Source organism: Bradyrhizobium sp. (genome assembly GCF_030693485.1).
Taxonomy (GTDB): Bacteria; Pseudomonadota; Alphaproteobacteria; order Rhizobiales; family Xanthobacteraceae; genus Bradyrhizobium.
The window spans coordinates 1-17,990 of record NZ_JAUYAN010000112.1; the positions used below are offsets into that span (position 1 = coordinate 1).

General features: G+C 61.3%; 17 protein-coding genes. 9 read left to right on the forward strand and 8 right to left on the reverse strand.

All coding sequences use genetic code 11. The annotated features are described in order from the left end of the window. Positions 1–577: 577 nt before the first annotated feature. Together Q8N40_RS08085 and Q8N40_RS08090 are read left to right on the forward strand one after the other, a co-directional pair. On the forward strand, positions 578–1,129 hold the full coding sequence (locus Q8N40_RS08085; RefSeq protein ID WP_305711449.1) for a hypothetical protein: 552 nt from the start codon (positions 578–580) through the stop codon (positions 1,127–1,129). A gap of 23 nt (positions 1,130–1,152) precedes the next feature. Further along, positions 1,153–1,347, forward strand: coding sequence for an alpha/beta fold hydrolase (locus tag Q8N40_RS08090; protein WP_305711450.1), 195 nt, complete (start codon positions 1,153–1,155; stop codon positions 1,345–1,347). 83 nt (positions 1,348–1,430) lie between these two features. Here Q8N40_RS08090 and Q8N40_RS08095 read toward each other — a convergent pair whose 3' ends face one another. Further along, positions 1,431–2,267, reverse strand: coding sequence for a nitroreductase family protein (locus Q8N40_RS08095; protein WP_305711451.1), 837 nt, complete (start codon positions 2,265–2,267; stop codon positions 1,431–1,433). 752 nt (positions 2,268–3,019) lie between these two features. Between Q8N40_RS08095 and Q8N40_RS08100 the strand changes: the two genes are divergently transcribed. From Q8N40_RS08100 to Q8N40_RS08125, 6 genes are read left to right on the forward strand one after another with little or no spacing between them, the layout of a single operon-like run. Next, positions 3,020–4,558: an AMP-binding protein gene (locus Q8N40_RS08100; protein ID WP_305711452.1), complete on the forward strand. Its 1,539-nt coding sequence runs from the start codon at positions 3,020–3,022 to the stop codon at positions 4,556–4,558. Further along, entirely contained in the window at positions 4,551–5,345 is a 795-nt protein-coding gene (locus Q8N40_RS08105; protein ID WP_305322515.1) for an enoyl-CoA hydratase/isomerase family protein, read from the forward strand. Before Q8N40_RS08100 ends, Q8N40_RS08105 begins: the two co-directional genes overlap by 8 nt. Positions 5,346–5,394: 49 nt before the next feature. Next, positions 5,395–6,525 carry an ABC transporter substrate-binding protein gene (locus tag Q8N40_RS08110; protein WP_305711453.1) on the forward strand — a complete coding sequence of 377 codons (1,131 nt, stop codon included), beginning with the start codon at positions 5,395–5,397 and terminating at the stop codon, positions 6,523–6,525. Between the two features lie 37 nt (positions 6,526–6,562). Next, positions 6,563–7,462 (forward strand): branched-chain amino acid ABC transporter permease, encoded by a 900-nt coding sequence (locus tag Q8N40_RS08115; protein ID WP_305711454.1) that lies wholly within the window; start codon positions 6,563–6,565, stop codon positions 7,460–7,462. Then, on the forward strand, positions 7,452–9,299 hold the full coding sequence (locus tag Q8N40_RS08120) for a branched-chain amino acid ABC transporter ATP-binding protein/permease (RefSeq protein WP_305711455.1): 1,848 nt from the start codon (positions 7,452–7,454) through the stop codon (positions 9,297–9,299). The genes Q8N40_RS08115 and Q8N40_RS08120 overlap by 11 nt, the downstream gene beginning before the upstream one ends. After that, a complete protein-coding gene (locus Q8N40_RS08125) occupies positions 9,296–10,000 on the forward strand; it encodes an ABC transporter ATP-binding protein (protein ID WP_305711456.1) in 705 nt (234 codons plus the stop codon). The genes Q8N40_RS08120 and Q8N40_RS08125 overlap by 4 nt, the downstream gene beginning before the upstream one ends. A gap of 13 nt (positions 10,001–10,013) precedes the next feature. Here Q8N40_RS08125 and Q8N40_RS08130 read toward each other — a convergent pair whose 3' ends face one another. Continuing rightward, positions 10,014–10,793, reverse strand: coding sequence for an SDR family NAD(P)-dependent oxidoreductase (locus Q8N40_RS08130; RefSeq protein WP_305711457.1), 780 nt, complete (start codon positions 10,791–10,793; stop codon positions 10,014–10,016). Between the two features lie 133 nt (positions 10,794–10,926). Here Q8N40_RS08130 and Q8N40_RS08135 point away from each other — a divergent pair, with 133 nt between their 5' ends. Next, positions 10,927–12,195 (forward strand): thiolase family protein, encoded by a 1,269-nt coding sequence (locus Q8N40_RS08135; RefSeq protein WP_305711458.1) that lies wholly within the window; start codon positions 10,927–10,929, stop codon positions 12,193–12,195. A 172-nt stretch (positions 12,196–12,367) separates the two neighbouring features. On the opposite strand, the gene Q8N40_RS08140 is transcribed toward Q8N40_RS08135, so the two are convergent. From Q8N40_RS08140 to soxB, 6 genes are all read right to left on the reverse strand, one after another. Next, complete coding sequence (locus tag Q8N40_RS08140; RefSeq protein WP_305322508.1) at positions 12,368–12,757, reverse strand: cytochrome c family protein; 390 nt, start codon at positions 12,755–12,757, stop codon at positions 12,368–12,370. Positions 12,758–12,860: 103 nt separating this feature from the next. Then, positions 12,861–14,138 (reverse strand): NAD(P)/FAD-dependent oxidoreductase, encoded by a 1,278-nt coding sequence (locus Q8N40_RS08145; protein WP_305711459.1) that lies wholly within the window; start codon positions 14,136–14,138, stop codon positions 12,861–12,863. A gap of 130 nt (positions 14,139–14,268) precedes the next feature. Beyond that, complete coding sequence (locus Q8N40_RS08150) at positions 14,269–14,595, reverse strand: c-type cytochrome (protein ID WP_305711460.1); 327 nt, start codon at positions 14,593–14,595, stop codon at positions 14,269–14,271. Then, complete coding sequence (locus Q8N40_RS08155; protein WP_305711461.1) at positions 14,595–15,287, reverse strand: c-type cytochrome; 693 nt, start codon at positions 15,285–15,287, stop codon at positions 14,595–14,597. The genes Q8N40_RS08150 and Q8N40_RS08155 overlap by 1 nt, the downstream gene beginning before the upstream one ends. Further along, positions 15,271–16,551 carry a sulfite dehydrogenase gene (gene soxC, locus Q8N40_RS08160; RefSeq protein WP_305711462.1) on the reverse strand — a complete coding sequence of 427 codons (1,281 nt, stop codon included), beginning with the start codon at positions 16,549–16,551 and terminating at the stop codon, positions 15,271–15,273. Before soxC ends, Q8N40_RS08155 begins: the two co-directional genes overlap by 17 nt. Before the next feature lie 74 nt (positions 16,552–16,625). Then, positions 16,626–17,990 (reverse strand): thiosulfohydrolase SoxB (soxB, locus tag Q8N40_RS08165; protein WP_305711463.1); only part of this gene is annotated, 1,365 nt, incomplete at its 5' end.

Here is a 17,990-nt window from a genome sequence, read left to right on the forward strand (position 1 = left end):
AGGGGGCCCACGCCGGCGGGCCGACCTCTACGACGCGATCATGGAGGGTGCGGTCTAGCGCATCCGTAGGGGAAGTGAATTCTAAGGGGCGGACGGGAGGGGGTCGGTGGGTAGGTAGAGCGATTGACTGATGGTCGGACGGAGGGAAAGCTGCCCTTAACTGATATAGCGCGGAGGTATTAGATCATCGACCGAAACCGCTGGCATTTTGTTGCGGTCGGTGGAGCGGAATCCGTCGACTTCGGGACACAAGACTGGTACACACAGCGTCATCGGGCTTGCAAGAAATGCCCGATTTTATTGGGTTTCTGTGAACCGCGTGGCAATCCCTCCCTCTCCGCCACAGCAGCCAATTAATTGATTGAATTTATTGGTCCTTCTGACTTATTGGCGTTGGTGCCCTGGTGACTGCCCTAACAAGTCATTCTGTACGGGCGCGGGCGCTGGCCGGATTACAACGGCGCGGCTTCTCTTCGTCAAAGAACGATCTAAGCTTCGCGCCCAGTGCTTTGCCGAAGGAGTGCTCTGAACTACGAGAGCAAGAAGACCAGGACGGATGCTCCCGTCGTCGAAGGCGATGCTGCGCGCCGAGCGAACGGCCCGCCTGGCCGCGGAGGCGGATGCCCAGGCGCAGACATTGCTGATCGAGAAGCTCAGACTCACGATCAGGAAGCTGCGGCACGAGCAGTTCGGACAATCCTCGGAGCGCGGCGCATTGCTGGACCAACTCGTGCTGCAGCTCGCCGATCTCGAGGCGAACGCCTCGCAAGCCGAGACCGCGGCGCAGATGGCGACAGGCGGCAAGATTACGGTGCCATCGTTCGAGCGCCGCAAGCCAGCCCGCCGGCCGCTGCCGGAGCAATTGCCGCGGGAGCGCATTGTCTATCCGGTGCCGGCGAGCTGCCCATGCTGTGGCGACAACCGATTGCGCAAGCTCGGCGTTGCAGAATGCCACTGGGGAGACCGTAGAGATAGATCTTCAGCCAGCCGGCGCGGACCAGGATCTCCCACAGGCCGAAGAAGGCAATGGTCAGCCCCACCCGTCCGGCGAGCACGAGAAACCAAGGCGAACTCCAAATCCCCGCATCGACGGCTTTTCCGCTTGCACAGGAGGTGTCACGCGGGATGAGAGGCTGCCATCGGTCGCGCTCAATGGATTACTTGCCCTTCGACGATCGCCTGACCCCTTTGTATTTTTCGCAAGAGCTAGCGGTCAAGATCCCGGCCGCCAAGCTGCTGGTTGCCGACAAAGGAGGCCACGCCCATTCCCAGACCATGACCGAGGAGTTCAATCGCGTGGTCATCGACTACATCATGCAGCAGCAACGCCAGTTCGCTTCCGGCTAGCCGGCATTTTGAAATGAACAGCAGAGGGGGAGCAATCCTTTCATCCGGATCAAGATATCCGATCATTGGTTACCCCCCATTCCCTAGTCCAGCTTGAAACGCTGGCGGCGAACGAAAGCTCCAAAATCCTGCCGTTCGGGTACGGAGACCTGGCGGGCCTTGTCCTCCGACCAACCATAAAGAGACGGCTTGCCGAAACGCTCGACCTGGCGCCAGTCGTTCTCAGGGATACTGTGACGCGCATCACGGCGACGGTCGTAGCCGTCGATCTCGGCATCGAGGTTCGTATCGTTGTAGCGGTCGACATGCACCGTGAGCGTCATGGGCAAACGCAGGCTAACAAATCCCTCGCGTGACGGCCAGCCGAGGCAAAGTCCCGCCAACGGAAATACATAATCGGGGAGCGCCAGCAGTTCAGCAATACGTGTTGCATGATTGCGGATAACACTGATGGGGCATGCGCCAAGCCCTGCCGCGTCTGCCGCACGGATCAGATTTTGCAGTACCATGGCGGCATCGGTCGTTGCATTCAAGAATGCATCAAGGTGGTCGTTCTCGAACGGGATGTCGCGCAGTTCGCAGATTCGACGGATGCGGCGCGAATCGCCACACACCACCAAAAACCGCGCCGCTTGGGCGACCCACGGCATAGACGGTAGTAACTCGGCGATCGCCCGGCGGATACCGGCGTTCTCTACGCGAAGGATCGCCACTTGCTGCAGATCCGATTTGGCCGGCGCCGACAAGCCGGCAGCGAGCACTTGCTGCATCAAGTCTTCGGAGATTGGCATGTCGGTGTAGCGCCGGTGGGTTCGGTGGCTGAGGATAGCTGCCAGCTCACCCTCCGCGGGGGTGTCCTGCCCCGCCTTGCCTGGAAGACCGAACCGCTGTTCGATCAGTTCAGCAATCATTTTCGTCATCTGTGCCTCATGCTGTTGCAGTGAATCGTTACGTTCTCAGCCTATGACGTGCGCTCGGCCTCTGAGCGGCGTTGAGCCATTCAGGTACACTGCAACAGCTGACGATAGACCCTCCCAATGAAAGGTCCTTCACGGCCGTTCTTCCTGGTAACGCCGCGCCGCTGCCGCTTACGCTTCTTCTAACAATCTGCTGAATAGCCCCATGCCAATGACGAAGGTACAACAATGGAATGTTTTTGCTGAGCATGTGGCGTTTGAGCCCGGTACTTCTGGCGGAAGTCGTCGAAGACCTCGCCGCGTTTCTCATGCCGCATGCGAGAGCGGCCCGAATACGTCCTGTTTGATCCTTCCCCAAATCGCCGAGACGAAAGACGGCGAGTTCGAAACCGGAATCGCGGGCAAAGCCTGGAATATCGCCGTCTCTCCCCGAACCGCTTGAACAATATCTTCTGCAGAGGTCATGTCCATCGGGCGCTGAACGCAGCGCAGGTACCTGGATGATTGGTCGCGGCACTACCGCGGGCGTGGTCGGCGAAGCTCGGCCATGCCGTGGCCGCCCGAGGCGACCAACGGGTACCAGAGGTTGCCCGTACGCGCCTTGCTGCGTTCGGCGATCGATTGCTCAACCTCAAGCAGCAGACTTTGGGGTGAGATCGGATGGATCCGGTCCGACCAGACGAGCAAGCGCCGGCGTTGATTGTGCTGGATTTATGTTCATACTCAACCATAGTAACGCTTCGAGGGACGCGTCGATGAACCTGTCCATGTCGCTTCGAACCGCGGCCATACGGCTTCCCAACCATCCCGCGATTACGGCGGGTGAGACGACGCAATCCTATGGCGTTCTTGAGGACCGTGTCGGGAAACTGGCCGCCGGTCTGAAGTCGCGACTGAAGTTGGCTCCTGGCAGCCGCGTCGGCCTCGCCATGGAGAACAGCGTCGACTACCTGATGATTCTCTATGGTGTCTGGCGCGCAGGCCTGGTGGCCGTGCCGATGAACGCCAAGCTTCACGCCAAGGAGATGGCGTTCATCCTTTGCAACTCGGGCTGCAAGCTCTGTTTTGCGACGCCAGACGTCGCCGAGCGCTTGGGTAGCGAGAGCCGCGGTGACCTGCCCCGGATCGTCGTGGCGGGAACGCCAGACATGGAGCGGCTTCTTGTGAATGAGCCGACCACGGCGGTGTCGAGCGCGCCGGAGGACGAAGCCTGGCTGTTCTACACCAGCGGCACCACTGGACGGCCCAAGGGAGCGGTCCTCTCGCACCGCAACCTGCAGTTCATGAGCCACGGTTACTACGCCGATATCGACCATGTCGACGAGCGTGACGTCAAGATCCATGCGGCGCCGCTGTCACATGCTTCGGGCCTATATGCCATCCCGCACCTCGCCAAGGGATCGCATCAGATCATCCTGGCAGGATCCTTCGACCCGGACCAGATTTACGACCTGCTGGCGCGGCATCAGAATGTGACCCTGTTCGGCGCTCCGACCATGGTCACTCGGCTTGTCAATCATGGCCGCGCCGGTACGGCCGCGGTCGAAAATCTCAAGACACTCTATTTTGGCGGCGCGCCGATGTACGTGTCGGACCTTGAGCGGGCTTTGGAATTGTTTGGTCCACGTCTGACGCAAATCTACGGACAGGGCGAGTCCCCCATGACGATTACCAGCTCGCCGAAACATCTGCTTGGACAGAGCTGTCACCCGCGCCGCGAAGCGCTGTTAGCGAGTTGCGGGTTCGCGCGAACCGGCGTGGAGGTCAAAGTCGTCGACGGAGACGGCCAGCCCGTGGCCGCCGATGAGATCGGGGAAGTGATTACCCGTTCGGACTGCGTGATGCAGGGCTATTGGGACAACGCCGAAGCCAATGCCAAGTCGCTCCGCGACGGCTGGCTTTGGACCGGAGACCTCGGGTCAATGGACGTCGAGGGCTTCTTGACACTCAAGGACCGTTCCAAGGACATGATCATTTCGGGTGGTTCCAACATTTATCCTCGCGAGCTGGAGGAAGTGCTGCTGAAGCATCCGAGCGTCCTCGAATGTGCGGTGATTGGCGCACCAGATGCCGAGTGGGGCGAGGTTGTCACAGCTTTCGTAACCCTGCGACCTGGACACGAGGTGAGCGATGTGGCGCTCGATCAACTCTGCCTGGACAATGTCGCGCGATACAAGCGGCCCAAGAGTTACCATCGCGTCGAAGCCTTGCCGAAGAGCAGTTATGGCAAGATTTTGAAGACTGAGCTGCGGGCGAAAGTCGCAGCGAAGATCAAGGAGCAGTCCGATGGCTGACATTCGTGTCGACAGACAAGGGGCGGTGTGGCTGGTTACGATCGATCGTGCACAAAAAATGAACTCGCTCGATTTTGGCGCGCACGAGGCGCTGGTCGATGTCTGGCGTGAATTCGATGCGGACGATTCGGCCCGAGTCGGCGTTATCACCGGCGCGGGAGACAAGGCGTTCTGTGCCGGCGCCGACCTCAAGACGTATACGATGTCGTTCGCAACTCTGCCGCCGCACGAATTCCGTCGCAAATGGGTCGACGGCGTCGGCCTCGGCGGGATTACGCGTGGCATGGAGATCGACAAGCCGCTGATCGCTGCCGTTAACGGCTTTGCAATCTCCGGCGGATTGGAGATTGCACTCGCCTGTGATCTCCGCTTTTGTTCCGACAATGCCGAATTCGCGTTGCAGGATTCGAAGTGGGGCTTTCACGCCTGCGATGGCGGCCTGGTGCGGCTGCCGATGATCGTCGGCCTCGGCAACGCGATGGAGATGATCCTTTCCGGTGAAAGGATTGATGCCGCGTCCGCGCATCGGATCGGCCTCGTCAACCGCGTCTGGCCGCAGGCCGAGCTGCTGGCGAAGGCGCTTGACTACGCCCAGATGCTGGCGCGGCGCGCGCCGTTGGCGCATCGCTTTGCCAAAGCGACGATGCGGAGAATGGTAGGGATGCCGTTGGCCGACGCGCTGAAGGCGGAGGTGCGGTCGTTTTATGATCTCGGCCAGTCGGAGGATCTAGCAGAGGGAACGCAATCGTTTCGCGAGCGGCGCGACGCAAGTTTCAAGGCCAGGTAATTTTAACAACATCACAAAAAAAGCAAATCAACCCGGGAGGAACAAGCAAATGAAGAAAATTGGTGTGACTTTAGGTGCAATTCTCTCATCCGCCGCACTCGGGGGTGCGAGCTTCGCCGCCGAGGTGAAGGTCGGCGTAGTCATGGGCCTGAGTGGACCGCCGGCCATCGTCGACTTCGGCGAAAGCTATCTGCAGGGCATGAAGCTCGCACTCAAGGATTATTCTGCTGCCGGCAAGCACAAAGTCGAATTTATCGTTTACGACGACGAAGCCAATCCGCAGAAGGCCGTTTCGCTGGTCCAGCGGCTGTTACAGAGCGACAAGGTTCCGCTCATCATCGGTACCGTGTCGAGCGGCAACGTCCTTGCGTTCGCGCCGATCGTCCAGAAGGCCGGCGTGCCGTTGATTGCGGGCCCTGCGATCGCATCCAACATCACATCCCAGTTTATCGAGGAAAAGCCGAGCTTCATCTTCCGCTGCTCGATGGTCGAGAAGTTCCAGATCGAAGGCATGCTCGATTGGGGCGTGAAGACATTCAAGAAGATAGGTCTCGTCCATTCGACCACGGGCTACGGCAATTTCGCGGCGAAGGAGATCGCGGATGGCGTCAAGGCCCGCGGAGCCAGCCTCGTTGCAGTGGAAGCCGTGGCGCCGAACGTCTCGGATCTGACGCCGCAGATGCTGAAGATGAAGGAATCCGGTGCCGAGCTTGTACTCAACTTCCATGAGTCGTTCGAACTGGTGTTCCGGCCGATGTCGAAGATCGACTACAAGCCGACGATTGCCGGCAACTGGGGATTGTCGTCGCTGAAAGTGCGCGACATCGTCGGCACGAAGGAGATCGAGGGAACGGTCATGGGCCAGGCCCTCGATCTGTCACTCGATGCCCCGAAGGCTTTCGTCGCGCGTATGGAGAAGGAGTACGGCAAGGAGTTCCGCTGGCCGGTCCTGGCAGCCTTGGGCTACGATGCGGCACAGGTCGCGCTCAAGGCGCTCGACACGGCCAAGTCCATGGAGCCGGAAGCGATCCGCGATGCGTTGGAGGCGGTTGACGGCATCAAAGCGATCTCGGCGACGCCGGCCAAGCCCTACGGACCCAAGGATCACGAGTGCCTCGACCGGGAGCACGTCTTTCTCGGAGTTTGGAAGGACGGGGCCGTTGTTCGCCTGAAATACTGATCGAGGCGTCGCGGACCTTTCGCAGCGTGGAGCATCGATGTCGACGGCGAATTTCATTCAGCTCTTCCTGAGCGGCTTGACGATGGGTGCGCTCTACGCACTCACCGCCAAAGGTCTGTTCATTGCGCACTTGGCTACGACCCGCATGAATTTCGGGCAGGGCGAGTTCCTGATGATTGCCGCCTATCTGAGTATGACTTTGCTCCTGGTGGGCGTGCGGGTGATCCTGGTTACCGTGCTCGTGATCGCCCTGCTGGGTCTCAAGGGCTGGGGGCTGGAGCGCATCGCACTGCGGCCACTCGACCGGCTGAAATCGCTGGTCGGGGGGCAGTATTCCTGGGTGCTGACGACCATGGGCGTCGCGCTGATCATGCAGAACGTGGCGACGCTGGTGTGGGGCAAGTCCTCGCAATACTCGCCGCCGCTGTTCTCCGCCTCCCGCGACAATGTGGTCAAGATCATGGGTGTCGGCGTTTTTGTCGAGGAGTTGCTGGTGATCGCCGCTGCGTTTCTCGTGGTCGGCCTGTTCTATGTGTTCCTGTTTCTTACGACCCATGGGCGGGCCGTCCGCGCCATCGCGTTCAACCGGGAAACGGCGGCACTGCTCGGGATCGACGTGACCCGCACCACCGTGCTCGTCTTCGTGATCGCCTCGGTGCTGGCCGCGATTTCGGGCATACTCGTCGGGCCGATCGTCACTGTGCAGCCTCATATGGGGCTGGTTTTCACGGTGAAGGCGCTTGCGGTCGCTTCGCTCGGAGGCTTTGCCAATCCGCTCGGCGTGCTGGCCGGAGCGATCATTTTCGGGATGGCGGAAAGCTTCTCGAACTATTTCAACTCGGCGTTTGGCGATCTATATCCGCTGCTGGTCGTTCTGGCGCTGTTGGTCGTGAAGCCGAGTGGATTGTTTGGAGAGGCGAAGGCCGATGTCCGCTGAACCGGTACCGCTGCCGTATCGCCGCCCGTTGCTTAGGTTGATGCTGTTCCTGTTGGCGGCCGTCGTCATCGTTGTTTTCCCGCTAGTTGTCGCCAACAAATTCTACATCCATTTGGCACAGACGCTCTGCTATACAGCAGTTGCTGTCATCGGCCTCAACATTCTGCTTGGGCTGTCCGGACAGATGTCGCTCGGCCAGGCGGGGTTCTATGCCGCCGGCGCCTACGGATCGGCGCTGTTGTCGGCCAAGCTCGGCTGGCCGCTCGGCTACTCCATGCTGGCCGGCGTTGCCATCGCCGGCCTCCTCGGCATGGCCGTGGGGCTCATCGCACTGCGCACGCGCGGCATCTACCTGACAATGGCGACTCTGGCGTTCGGCTTCATTGCCGAGATCACGGTGCAGCGCTGGACGGATCTCACCGGCGGAACGATGGGTGTGCTCGGCATTCCGAGCCTGGATTTCGGCTCGCGCAAGATGGGCGGTGTCTATTTCATGTGGGTCGCTGGGGCGGTCTATCTCACGGTACAGATCCTCAGCGACTACGTATTCTCGTCGCGCTATTACCGCGTGCTGCTGGCGATCAAGGAAAACGAGAGCGCGGCGCGAACCGCTGGCTTCAACGTACCGGTGTGGCGGACGGCGGTGTTCGCGCTGAGTGCCGTCGCAGCAGGTATCGCCGGCGTATTCTTCACGCATCAGAGCGCCTACATCAACAGCGATGCCTTCACCCTGAACTTGACGCTCAGCATGCTGGTCGCGACCGTCATAGGCGGACTCGGCACCTCCTATGGCCCGCTGATCGGCACCATCATCACACTGGCGATCGCCGAGTTCATCGCCTCGCTCTACGATGTCTCGCTGCTGGTCTATGGCTCCATCCTGCTGGTGGTGCTCCTGCTCGTGCCGGAAGGGGCGATCGGGATCATGAGGCGGATCGGTGCGATGGCCGGCCTCGGCGTGCGGCGGCCAGCCAGACGGCAGGATATCGCGGTCTCAGGGATGCCTCCGGTGGCGGCGACCGCAGTACCGCTGACCCGGACCGGCGGCGAGCCGGTGCTGGAGATCAAGGGCCTGTCGAAGAGCTACTCCGGGGTCAAGGCGCTGCGCGATATCAGCGTCAGCGTCATGCCTGGAACCGTGCATGCATTGATCGGACCCAACGGCGCCGGCAAGTCGACGCTAATCAACTGCGTGTCGGGTCTCTATTCGGCCGACAGTGGCAGCGTGAAGCTGTGCGGTCGCGACGTGACGGTCGAACCGGCGCACGTCCGCGCCCGGCTCGGGATGGCGAGAACCTTCCAGAACCTTCAGCTGGTGCCAAGTTTGACAGTGATCGAGAACGTCATGCTGGGCGTGCGCTCGCAGCGCTCCTGGCCACGCGATTTTGTCGCCTGGCTCGTCTCCCCGCAATTCGACGCCGTGGAGCGCCGCCGCGCCTACGAGCTGCTTGCTGCCTTCAACCTCGGCCACCTGTCCGAAGCGCGACCGGCCGACCTGCCGTATGGCCACCGCAAGCTTGCCGAGCTCGCACGGGCGATGGCCGAGGAACCGCTCGTGATGCTGCTCGACGAGCCCATCGCCGGTCTCAACGATGCGGAGGCGCACGAGATCGCCGAGGTAATTGGCACGATTCGAAATAGTGGCACCACTATCCTCTTGGTGGAGCACAACATGGAGTTCGTCATGCGGCTGTCCGACCGGGTCAGTGTGCTTGACTATGGCGAGAAGATCGCCGAGGGCACGCCGGCGGAAGTGCAGCGGGATCCGCGCGTCATCGCGGCCTACCTCGGAACCGCAGCCGATGCGGTCAGCTCATCTACGCAGGCGGCCCAATGATCCGGCTCGAAAAGGTCTCTTCCGGCATAGGAAGCATCGATATCCTGCGCGACATCGACCTGACCGTCACGCGGGGCGAGCTGGTGGTCGTGCTCGGTGCCAACGGTGCGGGCAAGACGACGTTGCTGCGCACCATTTCAGGACTGGTCGAGGTGCGCGGCGGCAGCATCAAATTCGATGGCAAGACAAGTGAAGGCGCCAAGGCGCACGAACTGGCGCGCTCCGGCCTCGTTCATGTGCCCCAAGGACGGCAGATCATTCCGACTTTGACAGTGGAGGAGAACCTCGCGATCGGGGCCGAGCATCTATCAGGGCTTGGCCGGGACGAGATCGCGCGCCGCATGGAAGCGGAGTATGAGCGTTTTCCCGTCCTCAAGACGAGGCGCCATATTCTCGGCGGGTCCCTCTCCGGTGGTGAGCAGCAGATGCTGGCGGTGTCGCGCGGATTGATGATGGCACCCAAGCTGCTGATGCTCGATGAGCCATCGCTGGGTCTCGCGCCGCAGGCTTTGCAGCGCATTCTCGCGGCTCTCGGCGAGCTCGCCAGAACAGGTATGGCGGTTCTGATGGTCGAGCAGAAGACGAGCGCGCTGCAAATCGCCGACCGTGCCTATGTGCTCAAGAACGGCGCCATCGTTCACCACGCACCGGCAGCTGACCTTCGCAACGATGCAGACGTGTTCCGGCACTATATGAACTAGCGCGCCCGTCGGACTACTGCGCGGTCCAGCCGCCGTCGACCAGAAGATGCGCGCCCGTCACCATGGCCGCTGCTGGCGATGCGAGATAGACCGTCGCCGCCATGATATCCTCGATGCTGGCCAATGTACCGAGCGGGATGCGGGATTCGAAATAGGCGCGCTTCTCTGGCGTATCCACGATGCGGCGGGCAAGCGGCGTGTCAACAAGCGTAGGGCCAACGCTGTTGACCCGGATCCGATGAGGCGCAAGCTCGATCGCCATGGCCTTGGTCAGGCCCTCTACGGCGTGTTTGGTCATACAATAGACGGTGCGATCGGTGGCTCCGACATGGCCCATCTGGGATGAAATATTGACGATCGCGCCGCCCCGCTGCTTGCGATCAGGGGTTTCCAGCATTTTCCGGACAGCAGCCTGCGAGGCGACGAACAGCGCCGTGACGTTGAGACCGACCATCGTATCGAGGCTGGCATCGGCGACGTCCAGCATCGGTTCCGGAATACTCGTACCGGCATTGTTGACCAGAATATCAAGGCGCTGCAGGCTCGCAATGTGGCGCCGCAGCCCGGTTCGATCGGTCAAATCGCAAACTACGATGGTTGCTTTTCGGCCGAGACTTTCGACTCGCCGGGCGGTGGCTTCGAGTGGGCCAGGCGTGCGGCCCACGAGTACCAGATCTGCCCCCGCTTCGGCCAGCCCGGTTGCGATCCCGGCACCTATCCCGGCGCCGGATCCGGTGACCATCGCTACCCGATCATCGAGACGGAAACTTGGAAGGCGAATGGCGTCAAGCATCGATGGTCCTTTTGGGCTGATCGCCGTAGGGTGTTGCGGATGTGGTACGGTTTGCCGGCCGTGCATGGCGCATGGCGCCTGTGCATTTTGCGCCGGTTTGAAACGATTGGCGAATGGATAATGATCGCTAGCCGTGTGGTTTGGCTGCTTGGGAGTGATTAACATGCAAGACATTTTCATCATCGGCGTCGGCATGACGCCGTTCGGGCGGATGCTCGACGTGGATCTCAAGACCATGACGCGGCAGGCCACCGACGCGGCGTTGAGCGACGCAGGGATCGAGAAGTCGGATCTCAACGCGGCCTATTTCGCCAACGTCTCGCAGGGGCATATGGAGCGCCAGCATATGATCCGGGGCGAAATCGCGCTCCGCAGCATGGGGATAGGCGGCATCCCGGTGATCAATGTCGAGAACGCCTGCGCCAGCGGCAGCTCGGCCTTCAATTCGGCGGTGAACTTCGTCAAGGCAGGTCAAGGCGACGTCGCCCTGGCGATCGGGGCTGAAAAAATGTACTCGCGCGACCGCGACCTGATGTTCTCGGTCTTCGACAGTGGATGGGATGTCAGCACGCGGGACGAGACGGTTGCCCGGCTGACGAAAATGGGGGAGGGCGTCGACGTGCCCGACGGCACGATGTCGAACAAGCCCTACAGCGTTTTCATGGACGTCTACGCCGCCTTCAGCCGCTTCCACATGAAACGGTTCGGTACGACCAGAGCGCAGCTGGCGGCCGTCGCGGCCAAGAACCACAATCATTCGATCCACAATCCGCAATCGCAGTACCGGAACGGCTATACTGTAGAGGAGGTGCTGGCGGCGCCTCCGATCGCCTATCCGCTGACCTTGCCAATGTGCGCGCCGATTTCGGATGGCGCGGCGGCGGCGGTGATCTGCAACAGGAGCGCCCTGGCTCGTCTGGGACTGGATGCGCGGCGTGCGGTTCGGGTTCTGGCCTCGGTTGTACAGTCGGGTAGTGACCGTGAGCCGGAGGAGGTTGATAGGCACGTCTCTGCCCTGGCGGCGAAGCGCGCATACGAGATTGCTGGAGTTGGCCCCGCGGATGTTTCAGTCGCCGAAGTCCACGATGCTACAGCCATGGGTGAAATCATCCAGGTGGAGAATCTCGGCTTCTGCGCCTTCGGCGACGGCGGCCCGATCTCCGCGCGCGGCGAGACCCGGATCGGCGGCCGTATCCCGGTCAATCCATCGGGCGGTCTCGAGTCGAAAGGACATCCGATCGGCGCGACCGGCTTGGGCCAGATCTACGAACTCGTATCACAATTGCGGGGCGAAGCGGGCCCGAGGCAAGTCGCCGATGCGCGGATTGCGATCGCCGAAAACGGTGGCGGCATTCACGGCATTGAAGAGGCGGTGGCCTGCATAACGGTGCTCGGCCGCTGACAACTGCTGGTCCCAAAATCGACTTGCGCGTATCGGAAATCCTGCGGGACTCTCGCTGACCGCGACCGCCCGTCAATGAATCCGCGCCATAATCTCACGTCGTTCCTCGCCGTCAGCTGCGGCGAGGAAATCCGGCTTCGCGAGCGTCGTCGGCGCGCTGTTCGCGCCGGACTCAGTTCGCCTTCTTTCCGTCCCTGCCGAATTGCTTGAGGAACGCGGTCAGGTCCTTGATTTCCTGTTCGCCCTTGATGCCGGAGAACATCATCTTTGTTCCCGGAATTTTCGCCTTCGGATCCCTGATGTATTCCGCAAAGACGGCCTCGTCCCAGAGAAGGCCGGAATTCCTGTTCGCCTCGGAATAATTGTAGCCTTCGATCGTTCCGGTCTTTCGACCGAACAACCCGTTCAGCATCGGACCGATGACATTCTTGGCGCTCTCGCCGACCTGATGACAGGCGCGGCACTTGTTGAACGACTTCTCGCCTGCGGCAACGTCCTGCGCGTTGGCCGCACCAACCGTGACCGCGGAAAATACAACTGCCAGAACCAAACGAAACCACATCCTTGTTCGACCTTTCCTTGAAACGCAATGCTCCGGGCACACGCCATTGCCGGCCGAATTCGTCGCAACGAATTCGGCCCCGGCGATGACGTCGGGGTTGGATTCAGCCCAGCATGTCGGCCGTGATGCCGGCATACCATCCCATGTTTTCGGCCTGCTGTTGCTTGCGCATTTCCGCAGTTTCGCCGGTCTTCGAAACGAAGGTCGAGGACGCCGCAATCTTGCCGTCCTTGGCCTCGTAAGCGCCCCCGACTTTCACGCAGTCGTCGGTTTCGATCAGGCTCCAGCAGGTGTTGGTGTAGCGGGCCGGAAACGTCCGCGCGGCGACAAGCTCGCCCCGGATCATCATGGCCGCGACCTTGGCCTGGCTGTTGGCCGAGAACGCCGATTTCGGCATGTCGCCCGCGATGCAGGCGTCGCCGAGCACGTAGATATTGGCATCGACCGCCGACTTCATGCTGGAAGGATCGATCGCGCAGAACCCGCTCGCATTCGCCAGCCCCGAATCCCGTGCGATCGCTCCGGCCATTTGCGCCGGGATGACATTGACCAGCGCGGCATTCTTGTAGGTCTCGAAACCGGTCACGACGGTACCGCTCGCCGGATCGACCGATTTCAGGCCGTCATGAACCTTCGGGCCGAGCCATTCGACCATGCCCTTGTAGTATTTTTCCCATCCCTCCTGAAACAGGCCCTGCTTGGAAAAACTTTCCTTCGGGTCGATCACGAATATCTTGCAGCGGTCCTTGCCGGCAGCCTTCAGCGAATGGGCCATCATCGAAATCCGCTCATAGGGGCCGGGCGGACAGCGATAGGGATTCGGCGGAGCGATCATCACGATCACGCCGCCATTCGGAACGGCATCGAGCCGCTTGCGCAGCAGCAGCGTCTGGGCGCCCGGCTTCCAGGCATGCGGCATCGCTTCCTCTGCTGCCTGCGACCATCCCGGAACGGAATCGTATTTCAGATCGATGCCCGGAGACACCACGAGGCGGTCGTAGGGCAGCCGGCGGCCGCCGGCCAGAACCACTTCCTTCTTGTCGCGGTCGATCATCGTGGCGCGGTCGCGCACGAGGTCGATTCCATTGTTCTTGGCCAGTGCCGTATATTCATGCGTGATGGAGGCGTAGTCCCGGAAACCGCCAAGATACAGGTTGCTGTGAAAGCAGGTCTGATAGTTGGCATTGGGTTCGACCAGCGTCACCGCAATGGCGCCGGCGCTGTCCTTGGCAATGTATTTCGCCGCCGTCGCGCCGCCCGCGCCGCCGCCGATCACGACGACCCGTGGCTTGGCTTGCGCGAGCACCGAGGGCGATCCGAGCATCGTCGCGCCGGCGACCGCGGCAGCCCCTGTCAGCAATTGCCTTCGATTGAAATCCATTGATCCCTCCCGATTGTTTTGACTTTCCCGACTTTTCGATCCGAGTGCAGTCGTCATGTTGCCCGCGAATTCTGCCTTACCTTCACTTGAAATCCCTGTATCCCGGCTTTGCCGGGGTAGCCCACGCCCATCACTTTACGACAGAACGCGACTGCAAGGCACCAAAATAGGCGGCGAGCGCTTCAATCTCGTCTGCCGCAAGCCGACCAGCAATCGTCTGCATGATGAGATTGTCCCGGTGCTTGTCCTTGTACGCGTTCATCACCGCAACAAAGTGTTCGTCAGGCCAGCCGGTGATCCGCGGTACCGCGCCGGTCTCACGGCCCGATAGTTGATGACAGGTCACACACTCGGCCGACAGATACTCGCCAAGTTCACGATCTCCGGCAACAGCGCCGGTGGATGCGCTTGCCAACAACAGACTGACCGACATTGCGGGGAGGTGTGACATGGTCATCAATCCACCTTCGGCCCGGCCTTGCTGTCAGGCGTGACGTCCACCGAAACAGCCCGCCCGATCACTTTCGGTGCGGTGCGACAGTCCTTCATGCAGGGATCCTTCTTCCAGAAGTGCTTTTCAGCGGTTTCGCGATCATCCCCATAGAATGCCGCCGCATTCGGCATTTTGACAGATGCAAAATTCTTCTCGTTGAGTTCGAAATTCTCGTCCTTGATGACGTCGTTCATATTGAGAATATAGGCAGTCAGCGAGTAGGCCTCGTCGTCCGTCAGGGACTGCGCATTGCCGAAGGGCATCGAGCGCTTGATGTAGTCGAATACCGTAGACGCGTCCGGCCAGAACGAGCCGACGGTCTTGTCCGGCCGGTCCGCCTTCAGCGTACCGATCCCGCCGGCGATCGCGGGGTAACGGCCGACGCCCTGGCCGAACTCGCCGTGGCAGGACGCGCATCTCTCCTGAAACAAGACGTCGCCCTCTTTTGCCGTGCCCTTTCCGACCGGAAGGCCCTTCCCGTCCGGCCGAACGTCCGTGTCCCAGGCCTTGATCTCCTCCGGCAGCGCCGGGCGGCCGAGACCGAGCTTGCCGGAAGACCTGGCGGCAACCTGCTGCGCCGAAGCTTCCAAAAGCAGTGTCGTGGCCAGGCTCCCGCCAAGCACGACCGCAAACAGGAGCTTAGCCAATCTCGACATTTTCGGTCTCCCCGTCCGCGCGCACCAGCCAGGTCTGAATGCCATTGTTGTGGTAGATTGAATTGACGCCCCTGACCTTGCGCAGTTCTTCCTTTGTCGGCTGGACGTAGCCGGTCGAATCCATGGCGCGCGACTGGATCATCATCTCCTGCCCATTCCAGTCGAGGTCGACATAGAAGCGCACCAGCGATTTGTCGAGCACCGGGCCGTCGATGCGCGCGGACTGCCAGTTGCGGCCGCCGTCGAGAGTCACATCGACCCGCTTGACCGTTCCGCGGCCGGACCACGCGACGCCGGTCAGGACGTTGCGCCCCTTGTATTTGAGCGGCGCCTGCGGCGACGGGTTCGTCACCACCGATTTCGCATCCATGACGAATGTGTGTTTGCGCGAGCGGCCGTCGGCCAGCAGATCGGTATATTTCGAGGTTTCTTCGCGGGTCTGCCACGGCTGGTCACCGGCCTCGATCCGGCGCAGCCACTTCACCCAGAGATTTCCTTCCCAGCCCGGGATCACCGCCCGCAGGGGATAGCCCTGCTCCGGCCGCAGCGCTTCGCCGTTCATTGCAAACGCAATGAGGACATCGTTCAGCGCCTTCTCGATCGGCAGCGAACGATTCATCCCGGCGGCATCCGCACCTTCAAGCATGAGCCATTTGGCATTCGGCTTCAGCCCGGCTTCATCCAGCAAGACCTTGAGCGGCACGCCGGTATACATGACGTTGTGGATCATGCCGTGCGTGAACTGACAGCCGTTGAGCTGCGCGCCACGCCACTCCATGCCGGAATTCGCCGCGCATTCGAGAAAATAAACCTTGTTCACCCGCGGCATGCGCCTGATGTCTTCCATCGTGAAGACGAGCGGCTTGTCGACGAGCCCATTGATCATCAGCCGGTGGTCAGCCGGGTCGATCTCGGCGATGCCGCCGTGATGGCGCTCGAAGCAAAGTCCGGAGGGCGTGATGATTCCGTCCAGCCGGTGCAGCGGCGTGAAGTTGACCGAAGACTCAGGTGAGGCCGTCAGCCACGGGACGTCGCGTCGCACCACGTCCTTTTCGAACTTTGACGGCGTGCCGTATGGCCGGGATTGAACCCCGTCGCCCAGATATCGATTCCAGTCCTGCACCTCGGTTATCAACGGATCTGGCTTGCCGCCTGCTCCGGCGAAGGCCGATGCCACGCCAAGAGCCGCGCCCGTACCCGCGAGCCCCGCAGCCCCCAGAAACCGACGCCGATTGAGGATATCCGTTGCAGGCTTGCCACTCATGCTGGCACCCTTTCTCTCTATTTATCCCAATATGTGAATATGTAGAAGGCAATGCTGCACGGTCATTGCGAGCTTCAGATCCCCGTGACTTTGACTGCGGTGTTCGGTTCGATTTTCACCGAGCCGAGTTTTGAAACGTGGGCCGCGACGACATCCCAGATCGGCGGTCCTTGGGTGTTCTGGTTGATGCTGGCCCAGCCCGCGACCGTATAGGTCTTCGATGCTTCGATCGGATTGCCCGATTTCAGATGAGTGAGTTTGGAAATCCGCGAGCCCGCCGGCTGGCCGATATCGATCGCATAGCCCATCCCGCCGATCCGGACCATGTCGCCACCGCCCTGAAAATAGGGGTCGGGGTGAAAAATGTTGTCGGCGATGTCTTCCAGAATTTCCTTCAGCTGCCCGCCGGTCATCTGGTTGCGATAGCAGTTCGGATAGGTGATCGCCGTCGCGTTGGTGACATGCTCCCAGGTGATCGTATCGCCGGGAAGCAGGCTGCCGCCCCAGCGGAAGCCGGGCGACAGCGCTATTTCGGCGTCGCGCTCCGCGAGCATGGCGTCGCAGATCAGATCGTCGAATGTGCCGTTGAAATTGCCGCGCCGGTAGAGCAGGGAATCGGTCTTGCCGATCGTGCGCGCAAGGTCCTTGGCAAAGGGCGCCCTTACCTTTTCGACCAGCGCGGTCATGGCGGGGTCGGGCGCAATCGCATCCGCGAAAACCGGCATCAGCTTGAAACGGATGCCAGCCACCTTTTTGTCCTTCACCTCGATGTCGAGACGCGAGACGAACTTGCCGTGCGAACCGGAGGCGACCAGAACGGTATCGCCGACGCGAATGAGGCCCGGCATCGCGTCATGGGTATGCGCGGTCAGGATGACGTCGATCCCGCTCACGCGGCTGGCAAGCTTGCGATCGACGTCGAACCCGTTGTGCGAAAGAAGCACGACGATCGAAGCACCGTCGGCGCGCGCCTCGTTGACCTGCTTCTGCATATCCTCCTCGCGAATGCCGAATTCCCACTTCGGGAACATCCAGCGCGGATTGGCAACGGCGGTGCGCGGCAATGCCTGGCCGATCACGGCGATCTTCGCGCCGCCCCGCTCGAACGTCTTGCGCGCCTCGAAGACCGGTTCCTGCCATTCATTGTCGCGGATATTCTGAGCCAGAAATGCGAACGGCGCCTTGTCCGCGATCTCCTTGACCCGGTCGGCGCCGTAGGTGAATTCCCAATGGCCGACCATGGCATCGACCTTCAGCGCCGACATCACGTCGACCATGTCCTGCGCCCTGGTTTGCAGCGAAGTCCAGCTGCCCTGCCAAGTGTCGCCGCCATCCAGCAGCAGCACCTTGTCCTGGCCGCGCTCGGCTCGCACGGCGCCGATCAGCGCTGCGATGCGATCCATGCCGCCCATGCGGCCATAGTTGCGCGCCAGCGCCAC